At 71.1% G+C, this 22,337-nt stretch carries 17 protein-coding genes; 10 read left to right on the forward strand and 7 right to left on the reverse strand.

All coding sequences use genetic code 11. The annotated features are described in order from the left end of the window. Positions 1-56: 56 nt before the first annotated feature. Positions 57-491, forward strand: a complete 435-nt coding sequence (locus tag OG776_RS29120) for an RrF2 family transcriptional regulator (RefSeq protein WP_148013696.1) — start codon at positions 57-59, stop codon at positions 489-491. Positions 492-581: 90 nt separating this feature from the next. Here the strand turns inward: OG776_RS29120 and OG776_RS29125 are convergent, their stop codons facing one another. After that, on the reverse strand, positions 582-1,769 hold the full coding sequence (locus tag OG776_RS29125) for a globin domain-containing protein (protein WP_329322776.1): 1,188 nt from the start codon (positions 1,767-1,769) through the stop codon (positions 582-584). Positions 1,770-2,100: 331 nt separating this feature from the next. On the opposite strand from OG776_RS29125, the gene glnA reads away from it, so the two are divergent. Continuing rightward, positions 2,101-3,462 (forward strand): type I glutamate--ammonia ligase, encoded by a 1,362-nt coding sequence (gene glnA / locus OG776_RS29130; protein WP_148013694.1) that lies wholly within the window; start codon positions 2,101-2,103, stop codon positions 3,460-3,462. A gap of 228 nt (positions 3,463-3,690) precedes the next feature. Then, entirely contained in the window at positions 3,691-4,257 is a 567-nt protein-coding gene (locus OG776_RS29135; protein WP_329322777.1) for a GNAT family N-acetyltransferase, read from the forward strand. A 30-nt stretch (positions 4,258-4,287) separates the two neighbouring features. On the opposite strand, the gene OG776_RS29140 is transcribed toward OG776_RS29135, so the two are convergent. Beyond that, positions 4,288-4,842, reverse strand: coding sequence for a DUF4760 domain-containing protein (locus OG776_RS29140; RefSeq protein ID WP_148013692.1), 555 nt, complete (start codon positions 4,840-4,842; stop codon positions 4,288-4,290). 261 nt (positions 4,843-5,103) lie between these two features. Here OG776_RS29140 and OG776_RS29145 point away from each other — a divergent pair, with 261 nt between their 5' ends. After that, positions 5,104-5,868: a hypothetical protein gene (locus tag OG776_RS29145; protein WP_329322778.1), complete on the forward strand. Its 765-nt coding sequence runs from the start codon at positions 5,104-5,106 to the stop codon at positions 5,866-5,868. Positions 5,869-5,968: 100 nt separating this feature from the next. Here OG776_RS29145 and OG776_RS29150 read toward each other — a convergent pair whose 3' ends face one another. The 3 genes from OG776_RS29150 to OG776_RS29160 are packed head-to-tail and all read right to left on the reverse strand — an operon-like array spanning position 5,969 to position 9,349. Continuing rightward, positions 5,969-7,000: a TolB family protein gene (locus OG776_RS29150; protein WP_329322779.1), complete on the reverse strand. Its 1,032-nt coding sequence runs from the start codon at positions 6,998-7,000 to the stop codon at positions 5,969-5,971. Then, positions 6,997-8,460, reverse strand: coding sequence for an MFS transporter (locus OG776_RS29155; RefSeq protein WP_329322780.1), 1,464 nt, complete (start codon positions 8,458-8,460; stop codon positions 6,997-6,999). The genes OG776_RS29150 and OG776_RS29155 overlap by 4 nt, the downstream gene beginning before the upstream one ends. 1 nt (position 8,461) lies before the next feature. Further along, positions 8,462-9,349, reverse strand: a complete 888-nt coding sequence (locus tag OG776_RS29160) for an alkaline phosphatase family protein (RefSeq protein ID WP_148013687.1) — start codon at positions 9,347-9,349, stop codon at positions 8,462-8,464. Positions 9,350-9,652: 303 nt separating this feature from the next. On the opposite strand from OG776_RS29160, the gene OG776_RS29165 reads away from it, so the two are divergent. Further along, positions 9,653-12,649: a bifunctional [glutamine synthetase] adenylyltransferase/[glutamine synthetase]-adenylyl-L-tyrosine phosphorylase gene (locus OG776_RS29165; RefSeq protein WP_329322781.1), complete on the forward strand. Its 2,997-nt coding sequence runs from the start codon at positions 9,653-9,655 to the stop codon at positions 12,647-12,649. Positions 12,650-13,014: 365 nt separating this feature from the next. Here OG776_RS29165 and OG776_RS29170 read toward each other — a convergent pair whose 3' ends face one another. After that, positions 13,015-13,884, reverse strand: coding sequence for a phosphatase PAP2 family protein (locus tag OG776_RS29170; protein ID WP_329322782.1), 870 nt, complete (start codon positions 13,882-13,884; stop codon positions 13,015-13,017). Between the two features lie 110 nt (positions 13,885-13,994). Next, complete coding sequence (locus OG776_RS29175) at positions 13,995-15,029, reverse strand: LacI family DNA-binding transcriptional regulator (RefSeq protein ID WP_261994970.1); 1,035 nt, start codon at positions 15,027-15,029, stop codon at positions 13,995-13,997. 468 nt (positions 15,030-15,497) lie between these two features. Between OG776_RS29175 and OG776_RS29180 the strand changes: the two genes are divergently transcribed. The 5 genes from OG776_RS29180 (at position 15,498) to OG776_RS29200 (ending at position 22,327) form a co-directional block, all read left to right on the forward strand. Continuing rightward, positions 15,498-16,772 carry an extracellular solute-binding protein gene (locus tag OG776_RS29180; protein WP_148013685.1) on the forward strand — a complete coding sequence of 425 codons (1,275 nt, stop codon included), beginning with the start codon at positions 15,498-15,500 and terminating at the stop codon, positions 16,770-16,772. 109 nt (positions 16,773-16,881) lie between these two features. Further along, complete coding sequence (locus OG776_RS29185) at positions 16,882-17,886, forward strand: carbohydrate ABC transporter permease (protein ID WP_148013684.1); 1,005 nt, start codon at positions 16,882-16,884, stop codon at positions 17,884-17,886. Positions 17,887-17,899: 13 nt separating this feature from the next. Next, positions 17,900-18,808, forward strand: a complete 909-nt coding sequence (locus OG776_RS29190; RefSeq protein WP_148013683.1) for a sugar ABC transporter permease — start codon at positions 17,900-17,902, stop codon at positions 18,806-18,808. Between the two features lie 226 nt (positions 18,809-19,034). After that, positions 19,035-20,714 (forward strand): glycoside hydrolase family 13 protein, encoded by a 1,680-nt coding sequence (locus tag OG776_RS29195; RefSeq protein WP_148013682.1) that lies wholly within the window; start codon positions 19,035-19,037, stop codon positions 20,712-20,714. Between the two features lie 230 nt (positions 20,715-20,944). Further along, positions 20,945-22,327: an alpha-amylase gene (locus OG776_RS29200; protein ID WP_148013681.1), complete on the forward strand. Its 1,383-nt coding sequence runs from the start codon at positions 20,945-20,947 to the stop codon at positions 22,325-22,327. Positions 22,328-22,337: the final 10 nt, after the last annotated feature.

The raw sequence follows: 22,337 nt of genomic DNA on the forward strand, positions 1-22,337 counted from the left end.
CCGTACGGCCGCGCAGATAATTTGAACCTCGGATGCGTATTATTTACGCTGGTGGTATGAGGCTGTTGCGCTCCACCGACCTGGCCCTGCGGGTGCTGATGCGGCTCGCCGTCGCGGAGGGCTCGACGCCCACGACCCGCGAGGTCGCCACCGACATGGACGTCCCCTACACGCATGCCGCGAAGGTCGTCGCCGAGCTCCAGCACCTCGGGCTGCTCGACGCGCGCCGGGGCCGGGGCGGCGGCCTCACGCTCACCGAGGCGGGGCGTACGGCCTCCGTCGGCTCCGTCGTCCGGACCTTCGAGGGGGACGGTGACGTCGTCGACTGCGAGGGCGCCACGCCCTGTCCGCTGCACTCCGCGTGCCGGCTGCGGGGGGCGCTGCGGCGGGCCCAGGAGGCCTTCTTCGCCTCGCTGGACCCGCTGACGGTACGGGACATGGTCGCCTCGCCGACAGGCCCGCTCCTGCTGGGGATCTCCAGCCGCCCCTGAGGACGCGGCCCGCACCGGGGTGCTCCGTGACGGGCGGGCGGACGCCGCCCGCACCGCGGGGACGGGCGGTCCCGTGCGGGCCGGGGACGGTCAGTCCTGTGCGAGCCAGAGGTCCGGTCCGAACACCTCGTAGTGGATGTCGGCGGCGGCCATGCCCTTGCCGAGGAGCTGGGCCCGCACCGCCCGCATGAAGGGGAGGGGGCCGCACAGATAGGCCCGGGTGCCCGGGGCGACCGGTATCGCGGAGAGGTCCGCGCGGCCGGGGAGGCCGGCCCCGTCGGCGTCCCGCTCGTACCAGAAGTGGGCCGCCGCGTCGCTGAGTTTCCCCGCGTACGCCTCGTGGTCGGTGCGCAGGGCGTGGTCGGCGGGGGAGCGGTCGGCGTGCACGATCGTGACCGGGGCGCGGTGCCCGGAGAGCGCGAGCTGTTCGAGCATGGCGATCATCGGGGTGACGCCGATGCCGGCGGAGGCCAGCAGGACGGGGGCGTCGGTGCCGTCGAGCACCAGATCGCCGTACGGGGCGGAGACCTCCAGGGTGTCGCCGGCCGCCACGTGGGCGTGCAGGTGGTTCGAGACCTCGCCGTCGGGGCTGCCGGCCTCGCGCACCCGCTTGACGCCGATCCGGCGGTCCGGCGCGCCCGGGGCGCCGACGAGGCTGTACTGGCGGATCTGGCGGGCGCCGTCCGCCAGCGTCACCCGGACCGACACGTACTGGCCCGCCCGGAAGTCCGGCAGCGGGCCGCCGTCGGCCGGACGCATCCGGAACGTGGCGACGTCCGCCGTCTCCTCGTCGCGGCCCACGACGCGCCACGTCCGCCAGCCGCGCGCGTCGTCCGAGTGCCGGGCGCGCAGCCGCTTCTCCAGGGCGATCAGCGCGTTCGCCATCAGCCAGTAGACCTCGTCCCAGGCGGCCGCGACCTCGGGGGTGACCGCGTCGCCGAGGACCTCGGCGATGGCCGCGAAGAGGTGTTCGTGCACGACCGCGTACTGCTCGGGAGCGATCCCCAGCGAGGCGTGCTTGTGGGCGATGCGGCTCAGCATGACGTCGGGGCGCTCGTCCGGCCGCTCGACGAGGTGGGCGGCGAAGGCGGCGATCGATCCCGCCAGCGCCCGGCGCTGGGTGCCCGAGGCCTGGTTGCCGCGGTTGAAGAGGTCGCGCAGCAGCTCCGGGTGGGCGGCGAACAGCCCCTCGTAGAAGCGGTCGGCGATCTCGCCGATGGCCGCGCCGACCGCGGGGAGGGTGGCACGCACGGTGGCGGTGGACTGCTCGGACAGCATCGGAACTCCTCGGGCCAGGACGGAAGCGGAGGGCCGCTGGTGCGACTCCCTGTCTGCACAGCACGGTAATAAAACTTGCATCTAAGATGCAAATTAAAGGGGGCGTGGAGGAAGGGTGCAGGCCGGGCATTACAACGAGGCGGGTGAGCAGGCAGTATGGGCAGCGGAACGGACACCTTCCGTAGGCGAGGCGTTCACTCCGTGGTCGGCGGGCCGATCATGGTCGGCAACGCGCACGAAATGGTGTTGTGGTGGGATGCTCAGGTGCCCCGACCGTCTTCGAGGCGTGGGAGCAGGCGGCCTGACCAGCAAGGATGGGTGGAAGCGGACAATGGACAAGCAGCAGGAGTTCGTGCTCCGGACACTGGAGGAGCGGGACATCCGGTTCGTTCGGCTGTGGTTCACGGACGTGCTGGGCTTCCTCAAGTCGGTGGCCGTCGCCCCGGCCGAACTGGAGCAGGCCTTCGACGAGGGCATCGGCTTCGACGGCTCGGCGATCGAGGGCTTCGCCCGCGTCTACGAGTCCGACATGATCGCCAAGCCCGACCCGTCCACGTTCCAGGTGCTGCCGTGGCGTGCGGAGGCCCCCGGTACGGCGCGCATGTTCTGCGACATCCTGATGCCGGACGGCTCCCCGTCCTTCGCCGACCCGCGCTACGTCCTCAAGCGCGCCCTCGCGAAGACCTCCGACCTGGGCTTCACCTTCTACACCCACCCGGAGATCGAGTTCTTCCTGCTGAAGGACCGCCCGCTGGACGGCTCGCGGCCCACCCCCGCGGACAACTCCGGCTACTTCGACCACACCCCGCAGAACGTGGGCCAGGACTTCCGGCGCCAGGCCATCACGATGCTGGAGTCGATGGGCATCTCCGTGGAGTTCAGCCACCACGAGGGCGCCCCGGGCCAGCAGGAGATCGACCTGCGCTACGCCGACGCGCTCTCCACGGCCGACAACATCATGACCTTCCGCCTGATCATGAAGCAGGTCGCGCTGGAGCAGGGCGTGCAGGCCACCTTCATGCCGAAGCCGTTCTCGGAGTACCCGGGCAGCGGTATGCACACCCACCTCTCCCTCTTCGAGGGCGACCGGAACGCCTTCTACGAGTCCGGCTCGGAGTACCAGCTCTCCAAGGTCGGCCGCTCCTTCATCGCCGGCCTGCTCAAGCACGCCGCGGAGATCTCCGCCGTCACCAACCAGTGGGTCAACTCCTACAAGCGCATCTGGGGCGGCTCGGAGCGCACGGCGGGCGCCGGCGGCGAGGCGCCCTCGTACATCTGCTGGGGCCACAACAACCGCTCCGCGCTGGTCCGGGTCCCGATGTACAAGCCCGGCAAGACCGGCTCCGCACGGGTCGAGGTCCGCTCCATCGACTCCGGCGCGAACCCGTACCTGGCCTACGCCCTCCTGCTCGCCGCCGGCCTCAAGGGCATCGAGGAGGGCTACGAGCTCCCGCCGGGCGCGGACGACGACGTCTGGGCCCTCTCCGACGCCGAGCGGCGCGCGATGGGCATCGAGCCCCTGCCGCAGAACCTCGGCGAGGCCCTCACCCTCATGCAGCGCAGTGAACTGGTCGCCGAGACCCTCGGCGAACACGTCTTCGACTTCTTCCTCCGCAACAAGAAGTCGGAGTGGGAGGAGTACCGCAGCGAGGTCACGGCGTTCGAGCTGCGGAAGAACCTGCCGGTGCTGTAGCCGCAGGCCAGCGGCGGTTCTCGCGATGCGCCCCGCGGGGCCGGCGGCTGTCGGCCGCCGGCCCCGCGGCCGTCCTCACGGCCCCTGGGCCGTCCGAAGGCCCTCCGCCCCCGGGAACCCGGTCCTCGGACACGTGGTCTCAGGGCGTGCATGCCGTGTCACGAGATCGCCGTGCGGATGCCCCGCCCCGGAGGAAGCGCGGCTGCTGGAGACAGGAGAACGAGCCCGGTGAGAATCATCCCCGCCCAGCCGAGCGACGTACCCAAGCTGCTGGCCTTCCGAGCGGAGGTCGCGGCGTGGCTCTCGGACCTCGGGACCGACCAGTGGCAGTTCCCCTACCCGGCCGCCAAGCTGCTGGAGACCGTCGATGACGGCACGGTCTTCATGGTCCTGGACGGTCCGGTGACGGCGGCGACCATCACCGTGACCCCTGACGCGGAAGCGGGCCTCTGGACGGAGCGAGAGCTCTCCGAGCCGTCCGTGTTCGTCAGCAAGCTCTCCGTCGCGCGGACGCACGGCGGGCGGAACATCGGTGGCCGGCTGCTCGACTGGGCCGGGGACCGGGCCCGTCGGGCCGGGGCCGAGTGGCTCCGGCTCGACGCGTGGACGACCAACACGGACCTGCAGGCGTACTACCTCCGCCAGGGCTTCGAGCACGTCCGTACGGTCCTCGACGGGAGAGCGATCAACGGAGGCCCCCGGGTGTCGGGTTGGCTGGCACAGCGGTCGACGGACCGGACTGAACACGGCTTCGTGGACGAGACCCCGGAGCCGGAACGGCCTGGTGGTGTCTAGGCCGTGTCCGCGCCCGGACACGGAACCTCCCTACCGCACCGGCCGTCCCTGTGGGGGCAGGTTTCCCGGGTCGCCGTCAGGAACGCCGCTCCGACGCGGTGTCATCCTGCCGGCCAGCCACTCCAGGTTCTCCCACACCCGGGGCTCACCGTGCAGGCGCCGCTGTTCCTCCACCCAGGGACGGTAGTTGTTCCAGACGGAGAGGATGAGGCCGCCCCATGCCTCGTCGATGACCTGGCGGTCGAAGGCGTCCGTCTGCGCGCCGACGGCGAGGAAGTTGAACGTGGTGAGGTAGGACGCGACCAGCTTCGTGGCTCGGTCGTCGCCGGACAGCGAGAGACCGACCAGGGCCGCGATGGCCCCGTGGTCCCGCTCGTGCGGTATGCCCTCGTCGAACAGGGCCTTCCGGCGGTCCATGTTGGCCGTGAGGTACTCCATGGTCGCTTGCTTGCGACGTCTGTCGTGGTCCTGTTCCGTACCGCGCGACAGCATGAGGAGCTGCCACGCCACCGCGCCGAAGGCGACGACGCTCACGAGCAGGGAGCCGAACGAAGCAATCAGGGACCACCGCTCATACGACGTCACGGCCGGATACGTTACGGAAGGTCCGCTGCCGGCGGGGCCCGTTTCCGGCATCGAGGCGCACGTGCCCCAGGGCGGCTCCGGCCCGGAGCCGCTCCGCCGGCCCCGGGGCGCGATCACGGTTCAGGCGGGCCCGGCGGAGCGGGGACCGTCCGATGCCCCGTCGTGACGCGCGTGTGTACAACCCCGCGTGGATTCCGGCCGTCTGTAAGGCGCTGGAGGGATGAACCTCCGGTGCGTTTCCGCGAGGAGAATGGGGATCAGGTGGGGAAGCAGGTCTGGAGAGCCGTCGTGGCCGGTGGCGCGGCCGCGGTGTTCACGGCCTTGGCCGCGGTGCCGGCCGGGGCGGCCGAGGGCGGGGTCTCGTTCAGCCGTGTCCAGGTGAACGGCGGCAAGGCGATCGTGATCGGGGTGTCGAAGGAGGTCGCGGTGCCCGCCTCCTTCCGGATGGCGACCACGCACAAGTGGAAGTGGCCCGCGGTGTTCCTGTACCGCGGTGGTGCGGGTGACCGCCTGTGGCACGCCATCGAGACGAGCGACTGCGTCAAGGTGAGCTCGGGCGTCTGCGACTTCGACGAGACGATGTACTTCGACCCGAGCGTGTGGGACATGCGCAACAGTGAGGCCGGGGCCTGGAAGGTCGGGGCCGAGGTGTACTTCGAGGGCGGCGGCGGTGACACCGACGACAAGGGTCTGACGGTCGACGTCAAGCGCAACTCCCGCCTGACCGTCAACGCCTCGCCCGAACCGGTGTCCAAGGACAGGACCATCACCGTGACCGGAAAGGTCACGCGGGCCGACTGGGAGACCAGGAAGTACGTCTCCTACGGAGGCCGCCTGGTGAGCCTGCAGTTCAAGGCCTCCGGCGCCGCCGCCTACACCACCGTCAAGAAGGTGTACGCGAACGGTTCGGGGGGTCTCAAGACGACCGTGAAGGCGTCCAGGACGGGCACGTGGCGCTGGGTGTACTACGGCAACGCCACCACCGGGCCGTCGACGTCGTCCGGGGACGACGTCGTGGTGAAGTGATGTCCGCGGTGCCGGCGGGCCGGTGGCGGCCGAACCGGCGGTAACGGCTGCGACACGGGCCCGTCCGGGGCCGTGCCCGGCCGACGCGCGTGCGCGGGGTTCAGGCCGGCGGTCGGCCCACGTACGCCGGGGACACCGCCGCCGTGCTGATGCGGCGTGGGTGTCCCGTGCCGTCGGCCGGGGCCGTGTAGAGGTCGGCGCCGTAGTCGCCGGGGAGGGCGTAGACGAGGGTGTGGTCGTCGCGCCAGACGGCCTGGTCGTCGACGCTGCGGGGTTCGGCGACGGGAGTCTCCCGCAGGGTGCGGAGGTCCAGGACGTACAGGTGCCAGGGGGCGTCCTTCGGGAGGCCCTTCACCCGCTTCTTGTAGGCGACGCGGGTGCCGTCGGGGGAGAGCGACGGGCACTCGACGTTCGGGTGGACGGTGGTCAGGGTGCGGGCGCGGAGATCTCCCCGGACCAGGTACGTGCTGCCGTGGGTGGCGAGCGTCGCGTAGAACGTGCGGTCGTCGGCGGTGAAGGTGACACCCCAGAAGTTGACGTCCGCCGCGTGGTACGTCCTGCCGTCCTTCACCACACGGAACGCCTCCAGGGACGGGATCAGCCGTCCCGTACGGGTGTCGACGACCGCGGCGCGGGTCGAGAAGTCCGTGCCCGCGTACGAGTCGCCGCCCACGAACGCCGTCCAGGCGGCGTAGCGGCCGCTCGGGGAGACGCGGGCGCGGGAGGGGATGCCGGGGACGTCGTAGCGGGCCGTGACCCGCAGGCGGGAGTCGAGCAGGACGGCCCGGTAGGTGTCCCCCACCGGGCCGTGCACCGACTGCAGGCAGACGCCCGTGCCGCCGGCCGCGTGGAACCGCAGGCACTTCACCTTCGAGGCGGTCCGCGGGCCCGCCGGGTCCGACGCCGGGACCGACGTCAGCTCGTCGCGGTGCGGACCCCACGCCATGTTGCGGAAGATCATGCGGCCCCGCGCGCCGAGCGCCACCGGCCCCGCGGTGATCTCCGGGCCGCCGGGAACGGCGTGGTCACGGCGGTCGGCGCGGGCCGAGGCGCGCAGGACGGAGGCCGTGCCGATGCCCGCGAGCACGACGAGGGCCGAGACCAGCACCAGGAGACGGGTACGGAGGGTCATGCGAGGCCTTCCGGAGGAGTGGGGCGCAGGGCGACGGAGACCAGGACCCCGAACACGAGCAGCGCGGCGGACACGGTGAGCGCCGTACGGTCGCCCCAGGCCGTCCAGGCGGCGCCGAAGCCGAGCGAGCAGACGAAACGGGCCAGCGCCTGGCCGGTCTGCACGAGGGCCAGCCCGGACGAGCGCAGTTCCTCCGGCACGCTCTCGGAGGCCGCGGCCATCAGGACGCCGTCGGTGGCCGCGTAGAAGCCGCCGTGCAGGAGCAGCACCAGGTACGGCAGTGCCGACCCGTGCCAGGCGGAGAGCAGGAGGGCGTAGACGAGCAGCAGGGCGCCGTGACCGGCCAGGAACAGCCGGCGGCTGCCGATCCGGTCCGCGAGGCGGCCCAGCGGGACGGCCAGGAGCAGGAACGCGGCCGCCGTGCCGAGGGGGAGCAGCGCGAACCAGCGGTCCGGCACGCCCAGGCGCCGCTGGAGGAGCAGGAAGACGAAGGCGTCGCTGACCGTCGCGAGGCCCAGCAGGAGGGCGCACAGGGTGATGCGGCGCACCGCCGGAGTGCCGAGCAGGGACAGGGCCGCGCGGAGGGTGGGGGACGCGGGGGACCCGGCCGGGTCCGCGGGGTTCTGCCCGGCGGGGGACGGGGCGGAGCCCGCCGCGCTCCCGGACCGGGGAGCCTCCTCCGCCGGACGGGACCGGTCCGCCGCTCCGGCGGGCGTGGACCGGGCCGGCCCCGCGGACCCGGCGGGCTCCGCGAACTCCGTGGGACGGGTCGCCTCCGCCGGCCGTGCGGACCGCGGGCCGGTCCCGGCGCGGGTGTCCGCCGGCACGAACAGCACCAGGACCAGGACCCCCACCACCGCCACGCAGAAGCTCACCGTGAACACCGCGTCGTAGCCGTCCACCGTCGCCCGCAGGATCAGGAAGGCGACCAGCGGGCCCAGCAGCGCGCCCGCCGTGTCCATGGCCCGGTGCACGCCGAAGGCGCGGCCACGCGTCGCCGGGGTGCTCGACAGGGAGATCAGCGCGTCGCGCGGGGCGGTGCGCAGGCCCTTGCCGGTGCGGTCGGCGGCCAGGACCAGGCCGATCGGGGTCAGTGAGTGCGCCAGCAGCAGGAGGGGTTTGCACGCTGCCGAGAGCGCGTAGCCGAAGCCCGCCACCCACTTGTGGCGGCCGCCGCCGCGGTCGGCCAGATGGCCGCCGACCAGTCGCACGAGCGCCGAGAAGCCGTTGTAGACGCCGTCCAGCAGGCCGAAACCCAGCGGGGACAGGCCGAGGCCCGCCACCAGGTACAGCGGGAGCACCGCGGTGACCATCTCGGACGAGACGTCGGTGATCAGACTGACCGTGCCGAGTGCCAGCACCGTGGGCGCGACCGCGGCGCGGCGCCGCCCGGCACGGGGCCGGGCGGCGCCTTCCGCGGACGCCGCACGCGTACCGGCGCGGCTGTCCGCAACGTACATGTCAGGACGTCCAGATGCCGGTGATGTCCTTGCCGGAGGCGGCGTTGCCGGCGTGCGGCAGGCCGTGCATGTCCTCCAGGGTGCGCAGCAGGTCGTAGTGGTTGTACGTGGTGGCCGAGGAGGACCCGGCCGTCACCCGCTGGCCGTAGAGCACCGTGGGGATCTTGTTGCCGCTGAGCCGGTTGTCCTCGTCGAAGGTGACGACGAGCAGGCTGTTGTGGGTCTTGGCCCAGGTGGCGTAGGCGCCCAGGTTGTTCTTGAGCCAGGTGTCCCCGGAGGACACCGAGCAGTCGTGCATGTCGCTGCACAGGTTGGGGACGACGAAGGAGACCTGCGGCAGCGTCGTGTAGTCGGCCGGGAACTGCGCGAAGGTCTTCGCGCTCGACGTCGGCACGTTGCCGAAGCCGAACCAGGGGTTGTGCTTCTGCGCGTACTTGCCGCTGCTGCACGTCGTGGAGCCCTGGCTGGGCAGCGTCTCGTTGTAGCTCGCCCAGGTCTTGCCCGCGGCGATCAGCTCGGAGGCGAGGTTCGGCGCGGAGGAGAAACCGGGCCGCACACAGCTGTCGTCCGTGACGCCCTGCGTGGAGCCGGAGAACAGGGCGTAGTAGTTGGGCTGGCTCGGGTGCGTCTCGGCGTACGACTGGGAGAGGTTCGCACCCCCTGTTTTGAGCGAGTTGATGTACGGGGCGCTGGAGGAGCCGATCACCTGGCTGTACGCGTGGTTCTCGAAGACGACGACGACCACGTGGTCCGGGGTCGGGACCCCGGCCGCGGCATGGGCGGTGGCGGAGCCGCCGAGCCCGGTCCACAGCCCCACCGCGGCCGCGGTGAAGGCGAGGGCGGACGCCAGGACGGCACGGCGACGGCTGTACACGGTTCTGCCGGACACTTCAGACCTCCGGTGGGGGAGACGCGACGGTGACGGGACGGTGCGAACAGAGCATGTACACGCCAGCGTTCGACTGCCTCACGGCGCCCACCCCGGGGGGTGAAGAGCTGGTGAACGGCCCGGTTCGCGGGTCCTCAGGGGCCCGGCGGCCCTCCGCCACGACGGCCGCGGCTCCCCGCCGCGCACGCCCCGGCGCTTCCGCACGCCGCTCCGGTTAGGCTCGGGCTCGTACGACCTTGATCGGACCGGCCGTGCGGCACAGGCCGGACCGGCGGTGCGACTTCGATCCGAGGGAGGCCGGGGATGACGGCGCCGGGGCGCAGGAGCAGCACCTTCACACGGCTGCTGCGGCACGGTTTCACCGATCCCTCGGCGGCCGAGCGGCTCCTGGAGAGCGACCAGCTCGCGCCCATCAGGGCCGACCCGGTGCTCCTGGACGCGCTCGGCAGGACCGCCGACCCGGATCTCGCGCTGCTCGGACTGGTCCGGCTGGTCGAGGCGCAGGGCCACCACACGGCCGAACGCGAACTCCTCGACACCCTCGTGGCCGCCAAACCGCTGCGCGACCGGCTGCTCGGCGTGCTGGGCGCCTCCGCCGCCCTCGCCGACCACCTCGCCCGGCACCCGGGCGACTGGCGGGAACTCGTCACCTACGAGCCGCAGGACCTGCATCCCGGAGTGGCCGAGTTCGAGCGCTGTCTCGCGGAGGCCCACGACCCGGTCTCGCTGCGTGTCGCCTACCGGCGCTGCCTGCTGTCCATCGCCGCCCGGGACGTGTGCGGCACCACCGACCTCGCCCAGACCGCCGCCGAACTCGCCGACCTCGCCACCGCGACCCTGCGCGCCGCCCTCGCCATCGCCTGCGACGCGGCACCGGCCGACGCCGCGCTGTGCCGGCTCGCCGTCGTCGCCATGGGCAAGTGCGGCGGACACGAGCTCAACTACGTCTCCGACGTCGACGTGATCTTCGTGGGGGAGGCGGCCGGCGGGGCCGACGAGGGCAAGGCGGTCCAGGCCGCCACCCGGCTCGCCGCCCACATGATGCGGATCTGCTCCGAGACGACCGTCGAGGGCAGCATCTGGCCCGTCGACGCCAACCTGCGGCCCGAGGGACGCAACGGGCCGCTGGTCCGCACGCTCAGCAGCCACCTCGCCTACTACCAGCGATGGGCCAAGACCTGGGAGTTCCAGGCCCTGCTCAAGGCCCGCCCGGTCGCCGGTGACATCGAGCTCGGCACCGAGTACGTGGCCACGCTCGCGCCGCTCGTCTGGCACGCCGCCGAGCGCGAGAACTTCGTGGCCGACGTGCAGAAGATGCGGCGCCGGGTGGTCGAGAACATCCCCGTCGCCGAGGTCGACCGGGAGCTGAAGCTCGGCCCCGGAGGGCTGCGGGACGTCGAATTCGCCGTTCAGCTCCTGCAGTTGGTGCACGGCCGGGCGGACTCCACGCTGCGCAGCGGCACCACCCTCGACGCCCTGAAGGCACTGGCCGCCGGCGGGTACGTGGGGCGCGCCGACGCCGTCCAGCTCGACGACTCCTACCGGTTCCTGCGACTGATGGAGCACCGCATACAGCTGTTCCGGCTGCGGCGGACCCATCTGGTCCCGGAGGACAGCGCCGATCTGCGGCGCATCGGACGGTCGCTGGGACTGCGCGGCGATCCGGTCGTCGAGCTGAAGCGGGAGTGGAAGCGGCACCGGGCCGTGGTGCGACGGCTGCACGAGAAGCTCTTCTACCGGCCGCTGCTCGACGCCGTCGCCCAACTCGCCACCGGCGAGGCCCGGCTGAGCGCCGACGCGGCCCGGGAACGGCTCGTCGCGCTCGGATACGCCGACCCGGCCGCCGCGCTGCGGCACCTGGAGGCGCTGGCCTCCGGCGTCTCGCGCAAGGCCGCCATCCAACGGACCCTGCTGCCGGTGCTGTTGGGATGGTTCGCGGACTCCGCCGAACCCGACGCCGGCCTGCTCAACTTCCGCAAGGTCTCCGACGCGCTGGGCAAGACCCCTTGGTACCTGCGCCTGTTGAGGGACGAGGGCGCCGCGGCCGAGAACCTCGCACGCGTGCTGTCCGCGGGACGGCTCGCCCCCGACCTGCTGATGCGCGCCCCGGAGGCGGTCGCGCTGCTCGGTGACGGGGACGGCGGCGGGCTGGAACCGCGCGCCCGGGCACATCTGGAACAGGAGGTGCTCTCGGCGGTGGGGCGGGCCGTCGGCGGAGAACAGGCGGTCACCGCCGCGCGCGGCGTGCGGCGACGGGAGCTCTTCCGTACCGCCGCCGCCGACATCGTCGCCTCCTACGGGACCGAGGAGACGCCCGTCGTCGCCGACCAGGGCGCCCTCGTCGACCAGGTCGGCGGCGCGGTGTCCGATCTCACCGCGGCGACGCTCGCGGGGACCCTGCGGGCCGTCGTCCGGGACGGGTGGGGGGACACCCTGCCCACCCGGTTCGCGGTCATCGCGATGGGACGGTTCGGGGGACACGAGCTGGGCTACGGCTCCGACGCGGACGTGCTGTTCGTGCACGAGCCCCGGGAGGGGGTGGACGAGCACGAGGCGTCCCGGGCGGCCAACGCCGTGGTGGCCGAGATGCGCAGGCTGCTCCAGGTCCCCAGCGCGGATCCGCCCCTGCTGATCGACGCGGATCTGCGGCCCGAGGGGAAGACCGGGCCGCTCGTACGGTCGCTGAAGTCGTACGAGGCGTACTACCGGCGGTGGTCGCTGGTGTGGGAGTCGCAGGCACTGCTGCGGGCCGAGTTCGTGGCCGGGGACGAGGATCTGGGGCGCCGGTTCATCGAGCTGGTCGATCCGCTGCGGTACCCGGCGGAGGGGCTGGGCGAGGACGCCGTACGGGAGATACGGCGGCTGAAGGCCCGGATGGAGTCGGAGCGGATGCCTCGCGGGGCGGATCCGACGCTGCACACCAAACTGGGGCGGGGCGGGCTGTCCGACGTGGAGTGGACGGTGCAGCTGTTCCAGTTGCGGCACGGGTGGGACGAACCGGGGCTGCGGACCACGCGGACGCGGGAGGCGCTGGCGGCCGCGTGTGCGGCGGAGCTGGTGTCGGGGGAGGACGCGGCGATCCTCGACGAGGCGTGGGTGCTGGCGACGCGGGTGCGTAACGCGGTGATGCTGGTGCGGGGGCGGGCCGGGGACACGTTTCCGTCCGACGGGCGGGAACTGGCGGCCGTGGGCAGGTACTTGGGGTACGGGCCCGGTCATGTGGGCGACATGCTCGACGACTACCGGCGGACGACTCGGCGGGCTCGGGCCGTGGTGGACGAGTTGTTCTACGGGGCGTGACGGCGGTGGCTGGGGCGGGGTAGGGCTGCGCGGCCGGGCCGGGGCGGGCCGGGGCGGGGCGGGGCGGGGCGGCGCGGGGCGGCGCGGGACTGGGCTGGGTGGTGGGGGGCCGGGCGGGGTGCCGGGTGCGGGTCGTGGTGGGGCGGGGGCGGGCCGGTACGTCGAGCCCGTCGCCGCTGGATCAGGCGTGGGTGGACGGGGAGCCGCTGCTCGATCCGGGCGTAAGCGACGGGCTCGACGTACCGACCCACCCCCTCGCGTTCGGCGTCGAGGGGGTGGGAGGGTCTGGCTCCGGGGGGCCTCGCGTGCATCGCCGGGGGGCGGCTCCGGGGGGCCCGGGTGCGTCGCCGGGTGCGGGTGGGGGCTCAGGGTTTGGAAGGGAGTGGGGGGAGGGGTGGGGTGGGGTGTGTTTCGGGGACTCGGCGGGGGAGGGCGTGGGGGAGGGCGCCGTACCAGAGGCGGGCCAGGGTGCAGCCGAAGGCCAGGCAGAGCATGCCGCCCACCGCGTCCAGCCAGAAGTGGTTGGCGGTGGAGACGATGACCAGCAGGGTGGCCGCCGGGTAGAGGAGGCCCAGGACGCGGGCCCACGGGGCCGAGGCCAGGGCGAAGACCGTCAGGCCGCACCACAGGGACCAGCCGATGTGCATCGAGGGCATCGCGGCGTACTGGTTCGACATGTGCTTGAGGTCGCCGGAGGCCATCGAGCCCCAGGTGTGGTGGACGACGACCGTGTCCACGAAGTGGCTGCCGGTCATCAGACGGGGCGGGGCGAGCGGGAAGAAGTAGTAGCCGACCAGGGCCACCGCCGTCGTCGCGAACAGGGCGAGGCGGGCCGCCGCGTAGCGGCCCGGATGGCTGCGGTAGAGCCAGACCAGCACGGTCAGCGTCACCACGAAGTGCAGCGTCGCGTAGTAGTAGTTCATCCCGATGATCAGCCATGTCGCCGAGTTGACGGCGTGGTTGACCGACTGCTCGACCGCGATCCCGAGATGGTGCTCCGTACGCCAGATCCAGTCGGCGTTGCGCAGCGCCTTGCCGCGCTGCTCGGGCACGGCGTTGCGGATCAGCGAGTACGTCCAGTAACTCGCCGCGATGAGCAGGATCTCGAACCAGAAGCGGGGGCGGCGCGGAGTCCGCAGACGATGCAGGAAACCCTCTCCCGCACGGTCCTCCGCGACGGGGCGTGGAGCGGCCCGGTCCTGGCCTTCCAGTGTCGTCACGGTTGTCTCACCCATAGGCACAAAGTCTGCCAGAAAAGCGTTCCCCGACCGATCATCCCCTGGTCGGGTCCCGGCCGCACGTTCTACGCCGGACGGACCGCTACGAGTGGTGGGGGGAATCCCCCTCAGGGACGATTTCGGTCCCCGGGAGCCGAAGCGGTTGACCCCCGCACCACCAGTTCCGGCATGAACACGAACTCACTGTGCGGTGCCGGAGTCCCGCCGATCTCCTCCAGCAGCGTCCGCACCGCCGCCTGCCCCATGGCCGGCACCGGCTTGCGGATCGTCGTCAGGGGCGGGTCGGTGAAGGCGATCAGCGGCGAGTCGTCGAAGCCCACGACGGATATGTCCTTGGGCACCTCCAGGCCGCGGCCGCGCGCCGCCCGTATCGCCCCGAGGGCCATCATGTCGCTGGCGCACACGACCGCCGTGCAGTCCCGGTCGATGAGCGCGGCGGCCGCGGCCTGCCCGCCCTCCAGGGTGTACAGGGAGTGCTGGACCAGTCGCTCCTCGACGTCGGCGGCGGCCAGACCCAGCTGCTCCTGCATCGTCCGTACGAAGCCCTCGATCTTGCGCTGCACCGGCACGAACCGCTTCGGGCCGAGGGCGAGGCCGATGCGGGTGTGGCCGAGTGAGGCCAGATGCGTCACCGCCAGGTCCATGGCGGCGCGGTCGTCGGGCGAGATGAACGGCGCCTGCACCTTCGGCGAGAACCCGTCGACCAGCACGAAGGGGACCCCCTGGGCGCGCAGCTGCTCGTAGCGCTGCATGTCCGCCGAGGTGTCCGCGTGCAGTCCGGAGACGAAGATGATGCCGGCGACCCCCCGGTCGACCAGCATCTCCGTCAGCTCGTCCTCGGTCGAGCCGCCCGGCGTCTGGGTCGCGAGCACCGGGGTGTATCCCTGGCGGGTCAGCGCCTGCCCGATGACCTGCGCCAGCGCGGGGAATATCGGGTTCTCCAGCTCGGGGGTGATCAGCCCCACCAGGCCCTCGCTGCGCTGCCGCAGCCGGACCGGGCGTTCGTAGCCGAGCACGTCGAGAGCGGCCAGGACGGACTGGCGGGTGGTCGCGGCGACTCCGGGCTTCCCGTTCAGGACGCGGCTGACCGTCGCCTCACTGACCCCCGCCTGGGCTGCGATGTCGGCAAGCCGTGTGGTCACGGGATGGGACTGTACCTGCCGGTTCTCGCCCTGCACACCAACCAGACGCCGTGTGCGGGCGGTTGATCGGCCCGCTCCGGGCTGCTGCGTCATCGCGCTCCCTCGTGTTCTGGTCGGCTCGGCGTCCCGGACGTGCGCCGCGGGAAGGGGTGGCTCCTGCAAGGCGCTGACGGGCCGATGATCCCCGCACCGGGCGGGTATGGCAAGAGCTTGCAGAGTCTTGCACAGTGGCCCGGTTCCCTGTTGAGCGGCCTCGGACAAGGGTCTCCGTACCATCGCCGCCGGGTCACGGGCGGATAACTCTCGGCAGCTCTTGCACTTTTTTGCTGCAAGGTCTTTCGCGCCGCTTACAACGCTGTTACGTTCACGTCGCCCGGCGGACGCAACGGCGCAGTCGGCAAGTCGGCAAGGGAAGCGGGCGGGACCGCCTTCCCCACCCACTCGGGCTTTCACCCTCAAGGAGATCTCATGCGGCGTGGCATAGCGGCCACCGCGCTGGTGGCGTCCCTCGCCCTCGCGGCGACGGCCTGCGGCGGCAGTGACAGCGGCAGCGACAAGTCGGACGGCCCCACCACCATCACCTGGTGGGACACCTCCAACGCCACCAATGAGGCGCCGACGTACAAGGCACTGGCCCAGCAGTTCGAGAAGGCCAACCCGGACATCAAGGTCAAGTACGTCAACGTCCCGTTCGACCAGGCGCAGAACAAGTTCGACACGGCCGCCGGTTCCAAGGGCGCCCCGGACATCCTGCGCTCGGAGGTCGGCTGGACCCCCGCGTTCGCCAAGAAGGGCTTCTTCCTGCCGCTGGACGGCACCGAGGCCCTCGCGGACCAGGCCAAGTTCCAGCCCAGCCTGATCGAGCAGGCCAAGTTCGACGGCAAGACGTACGGTGTCCCGCTGGTGACCGACACCCTCGCGCTCGTCTACAACAAGGCGCTGTACAAGAAGGCCGGCATCGCCGAGGCGCCCAAGACGTGGGACGACCTGAAGAAGGACGCCGCCACGATCAAGCAGAAGACGGGTGTCGACGGCTACTGGGGCTCGACCCAGGCCTACTACGCGCAGTCGTTCCTCTACGGCGAGGGCACCGACACCGTCGACGCCGCCGCGAAGAAGATCACCGTGAACTCGGCCGCCGCGCAGAAGGCGTACGGGACCTGGCAGGGCCTGTTCTCCGGCAAGGGACTGCACAAGGCCGACACCACCGCCGACGCCTACGCCCACATCCAGGACGCGTTCGTCAACGGCAAGGTCGCCTCGATCGTCCAGGGCCCCTGGGAGATCACGAACTTCTACAAGGGCTCGGCCTTCACCGACAAGACCAACCTCGGTATCGCCACCGTCCCGGCCGGCTCCACCGGCAAGGCGGGCGCCCCGACCGGCGGCCACAACCTCTCCGTCTACGCCGGGTCCGACAAGGCCCACCAGGCGGCGTCGCTGAAGTTCGTGAAGTTCATGACCTCGGCCGCCTCGCAGTCGACGATCGCGCTCAAGAACTCCACGCTGCCCACCCGTGACGACGCGTACACCACCGAGGTCAAGGCCGACCCGGGCATCGCCGGCTACCAGACGGTGCTCGCCGCCGCCCAGCCGCGGCCCGCGCTGCCCGAGTACAGCTCGCTGTGGGGCCCGCTCGACACCGAGCTGCCGAAGATCGCGGGTGGCAAGGAGTCCCTGGACAAGGGCCTGAGCAACGTCGAACTTGCGATCGCCAAGCTGGTCCCGGACTTCAGCAAGTGAGTCCGTGTGGCCGTCGGGTCCCCTCCCGCGCCCCGGGGGACGGGAGGGGACCCGACGGCCACCGGCGTGAGCACGGCCCCAACCCTGATCTTCCAGAAGGTGTCGAACCATGACAGTCGCCATCGACCGAGCGACCGGAAAGCGTGTCGGTGACCGCGGGTCCCGCCCCGGTCCGCTCCAGCGTCTCAAGCGCGGGTACCAGAAGTACTGGTACGCGTACGCGATGATCGCCCCGGTGGTCGTCGTGCTCGGCGGACTGGTGCTGTATCCGCTGGTGCGGGGCCTCTACCTGACGCTCACGGACGCCAACAGCCTCAACTCGGCCCGCACGATCGGCGTCAACCACATCGACGCCACCTACAAGTTCATCGGTCTCGACAACTACAAGGACATCCTGTGGGGCCCGACGTCGTACGACCGCTTCTGGTCGCACTTCATCTGGACCATCGTGTGGACGGCCCTGTGCGTCGCCCTGCACTACTGCATCGGTCTCGGTCTCGCCCTGCTGCTCGACCAGAAGATGCGCGGCCGGACCTTCTACCGGCTGCTCCTGGTGCTGCCCTGGGCCGTGCCGACGTTCGTCACCGTCTTCGGCTGGCGCTTCATGCTCGCGGACGGCGGCATCATCAACTCCATGCTCGACGCGGTGCACCTGCCGACGCCGCTGTGGCTGGAGGACACCTTCTGGCAGCGGTTCGCGGCGATCATGGTCAACACCTGGTGCGGTGTGCCCTTCATGATGGTCTCGCTCCTCGGCGGCCTGCAGTCCATCGACGCCACGCTGTACGAGGCCGCGGAGATGGACGGCGCGAACGCCTGGCAGCGGTTCCGCTACGTCACCCTGCCGGGCCTCAGGTCGGTCAGCTCCACCGTCGTCCTGCTCGGCATCATCTGGACGTTCAACCAGTTCGCCGTGATCTTCCTGCTGTTCGGCAACACCGCCCCGGACGCGCAGATCCTCGTCACCTGGGCCTACTACCTCGGCTTCGGACAGCAGCCGCGCGACTTCGCGCAGTCGGCCGCCTACGGCATGCTGCTGCTGGCCATCCTGATCGTCTTCACCTCCTTCTACCGCCGCTGGCTGAACCGCAATGACCAGCAGCTCGCGATCTGAGGCGGGAGTCTCCATGAGTACCACCACCCTTCGGACGTCTCCGGCCGACCAGGTCCCCGCGCACGGAGAGCCGGCCGCGAGGCCCCGCCGGCGCGGGCAGCGCGGGCTCCTCGGCTCGCTCACTTCGCACGGCATCCTGATCGTCGCGAGCCTGATCGCGCTGTTCCCGATCGCCTGGCTGGTCTTCCTGTCCCTCGGCCCGGACAAGGACGACTACCTCCACCCCGGGCGCATCTGGTCGAAGATGACCTTCGACAACTACACCTTCGTGCTCCAGCACACGAACTTCTTCGAGTGGATGAAGAGCTCGCTCATCGTCTCGCTCGGCACCACGGTCATCGGTGTGCTGGTCGCCGCGACCACCGGCTACGCGGTGTCCCGCATGCGCTTCCCCGGCTACCGGAAGTTCATGTGGGTCCTGCTGGTCACCCAGATGTTCCCGATCGCCGTGCTCATCGTGCCGATGTACGAGATCCTCTCGGACCTCCAGCTCATCGACAGCTACCTCGGACTGGTCCTCGTCTACTGCTCGACGGCGGTGCCCTACAGCGCCTGGCTGCTCAAGGGCTACTTCGACACCATCCCGTTCGAGATCGACGAGGCCGGACGCGTCGACGGGCTGAGCCCCTTCGGCACCTTCTTCCGGCTGATCCTGCCGCTCGCCAAGCCGGGCCTCGCGGTCGCCGCGTTCTACAACTTCATCACCGCCTTCGGCGAGGTCGCCTTCGCCTCCACGTTCATGCTCGACGACTCGAAGTACACCTTCGCGGTCGGCCTGCAGAGCTTCGTCAGCGAGCACGACGCGCAGCGCAACCTGATGGCCGCCACGGCGGTGCTGATCGCGATACCCGTCTCGGCGTTCTTCTACCTCGTGCAGAAGAACCTGGTCACCGGACTCACCGCCGGCGGCACGAAGGGCTGACCCGCCCGGGAGGGCCCCAGACTCCCGCGCGCTCATCACGCGCGGGTGGCGGCCGCGGTGTCCATCCGACCCCGCCGGCACCGCGGCCGCCTCGTTCCGCCACCCCGACGACGCATCCCCCCGCGACCCGGGCCACGCCCGGGCGGAGGGGGAGACCCCACCTCGAACTCCTCTCCCACGCCCGGTTCCACCCGGGCGGGGGGACCCCCACCGCATCAAGGACGCCATGAGCCAGCACTCCGCCGACCAGGCCCCGAACTCCGCCCTCGCCACCGTCGCCGACCGTCGCGACTGGTGGCGCGACGCGGTGATCTACCAGGTCTATCCGCGCAGCTTCGCCGACAGCAACGGCGACGGCATGGGCGACCTGGAGGGCGTACGTTCCCGACTCCCGTATCTGCGCGACCTCGGGGTGGACGCCGTGTGGCTCAGCCCCTTCTACGCCTCGCCGCAGGCCGACGCCGGATACGACGTGGCGGACTACCGCGCCGTCGACCCCATGTTCGGCAGCCTCCTGGACGCCGACGCCCTCATCCGCGACGCCCACGGCCTCGGCCTGCGGATCATCGTCGACCTGGTGCCCAACCACTCCTCCGACCAGCACGAGTGGTTCAAGCGCGCCCTGCGCGAGGGACCCGGCTCCGACCTGCGGGACCGCTACCACTTCCGCCCCGGCAAGGGCGCGGACGGCGAACTGCCCCCCAACGACTGGGAGTCCATCTTCGGCGGGCCGGCCTGGACCCGGGTCACCGAGCCGGACGGCACCCCCGGTGAGTGGTACCTGCACCTCTTCGCGCCCGAGCAGCCCGACTTCAACTGGGAACACCCCGCCGTCGGCGACGAGTTCCGCTCGATCCTGCGGTTCTGGCTCGACATGGGCGTCGACGGCTTCCGGATCGACGTCGCGCACGGACTGGTGAAGGCCGAGGGGCTGCCGGACCTGGGCGACCACGACCAGCTGAAGCTGCTGGGCAACGATGTCATGCCGTTCTTCGACCAGGACGGTGTGCACGAGGTCTACCGGCAGTGGCGCACGATCCTCGACGAGTACTCCGGCGAGCGCATCTTCGTCGCCGAGGCGTGGACGCCGACCATCGAGCGGACCGCGAACTACGTCCGGCCCGACGAACTGCACCAGGCCTTCAACTTCCAGTACCTGGGCACCCACTGGCACGCGGCCGAGCTGCGCTCCGTGATCGACCGCACGCTCGACGCGATGCGCCCGGTCGGCGCCCCCTCCACCTGGGTGCTGTCCAACCACGACGTGACCCGGCACGCCACCCGGTTCGCCAACGAGCCCGGCCTCGGCACGCAGATCCGCACCGCGGGCGACCGGGAGCTCGGGCTGCGCCGGGCCCGCGCGGCGACCCTGCTGATGCTGGCGCTGCCCGGCTCCGCCTACCTCTACCAGGGCGAGGAGCTCGGCCTGCCCGACGTCGTCGACCTGCCCGACGAGGTGCGCCAGGACCCCGCCTACTTCCGGGGCGCCGGACAGGACGGGTTCCGTGACGGGTGCCGGGTGCCGATCCCGTGGACCCGGACGGGTTCCTCGTACGGCTTCGGCAGCGGCGGCAGCTGGCTTCCGCAGCCCGCCGAGTGGGCGGAGCTGAGCATCGAGGCACAGACCGGGGTGGCCGGCTCCACGCTGGAGCTGTACCGCGACGCGCTCGCCGTGCGGCGCGAGCGGTCCGACCTCGGCGCGGGCGACACCGTCGACTGGCTGGACGCCCCGGACGGCGTACTGGCCTTCCGCCGGGGCGCGTTCGTCTGCACCGCGAACACCGGGAGCGGCTCCGTGACCGTTCCCGCGTACGGCAGGATCCTCGTCGCGAGCGGCGAGGTGACCCTGTCCCCGGACGGCGAGGCGACGCTGTCCGCCGACACGACCGTGTGGTGGGCAGCCTGACCCTCCCGCCACCACGGCTGAGCGGTGCCCCGGTCCCTCTGGACTGGGGCACCGCTTTTTTACCCGCTGAAATCTCTTACGACATCTTGCTGAAACTTGGCGGCAAGGGATACGTTCCGGCACACGCCCGACTGATTCACTGGGCAACTTCCTTCCAGGGCCCCCCACTTGCACCCCGGAGCCCCGGTCACCCGCACACCCCCACCGCACAACGACGTGCAGGAGATGACATGGCCAAGAGAACTCTTGCCACCGCGCTCGCGCTCGCCGCGGGCATGGCGGCCTCGGTGGTCCTGCCCACCGGCACCGCGCAGGCGTCCCCGCCCGGAACCAAGGACGTCACCGCCGTCCTGTTCGAGTGGAAATTCGACTCCGTGGCCAAGGAGTGCACCAACACGCTGGGCCCGGCCGGCTACGGCTACGTCCAGGTGTCCCCGCCCGCCGAGCACATACAGGGCCCGCAGTGGTGGACCTCGTACCAGCCCGTGAGCTACCGGATCGCCGGCCGGCTGGGCGACGCCACCGCCTTCCGGAACATGGTCGGCGCCTGTCACGCGGCCGGGGTGAAGGTCGTCACGGACTCGGTGATCAACCACATGTCGGCCGGTTCCGGCACCGGGACCGGCGGCTCCTCGTACACGAAGTACAACTACCCGGGCCTGTACTCCTCGTTCGACATGGACGACTGCACCGCGGCGATCAGCGACTACACCAACCGCGCCAACGTGCAGAACTGCGAACTCGTCGGTCTCGCCGACCTGGACACCGGCGAGGAGTACGTCCGCAAGACCATCGCCGGCTATCTGAACACCCTGCTCGGATACGGCGTCGACGGCTTCCGCATCGACGCGGCCAAGCACATCCCGGCGGCCGACCTCGCCAACATCAAGTCCCGGCTCAGCAATCCGTCCGTGTACTGGAAGCAGGAGGTCATCTACGGTTCCGGCGAGGCGGTCCAGCCCACCGAGTACACGGGCAACGGGGACGTCCAGGAGTTCCGGTACGCCTACGACCTCAAGCGGGTCTTCAACAACGAGAACCTGGCCTACCTGAAGAACTACGGCGAGGGCTGGGGCTATCTGAACAGCTCCGTCGCGGGCGTCTTCGTCGACAACCACGACACCGAGCGCAACGGCTCGACCCTGAACTACAAGGACGGCGCGAACTACACGCTCGCCAACGTCTTCATGCTGGCCTACCCGTACGGCGCCCCGGACATCAACTCCGGCTACGAGTGGTCCGACGCGGACGCCGGTCCACCCAACGGCGGGACCGTCAACGCCTGCTGGCAGGACGGCTGGAAGTGCCAGCACGCCTGGCCCGAGATCAAGTCGATGGTGGCCTTCCGCAACGCCACCCGGGGCCAGGCGCTGAGCAACTGGTGGGACGACGGCAACGACGCCATCGCGTTCGGCCGCGGCAGCAAGGGCTTCGTCGCCATCAACCACGAGACGTCCTCGCTCAGCCGGACGTACCAGACGTCCCTCGCGGCGGGCACCTACTGCAACGTGCAGAACAACACCGCGGTCACGGTGAACGGTTCGGGCCAGTTCACCGCCACGCTGGGCGCCAACACGGCACTGGCCGTCTACGCGGGCAAGTCCAGCTGCTGAAAAGCCTTTC

The organism is Streptomyces sp. NBC_01689 (assembly GCF_036250675.1).
Lineage (GTDB): Bacteria > Actinomycetota > Actinomycetes > Streptomycetales > Streptomycetaceae > Streptomyces.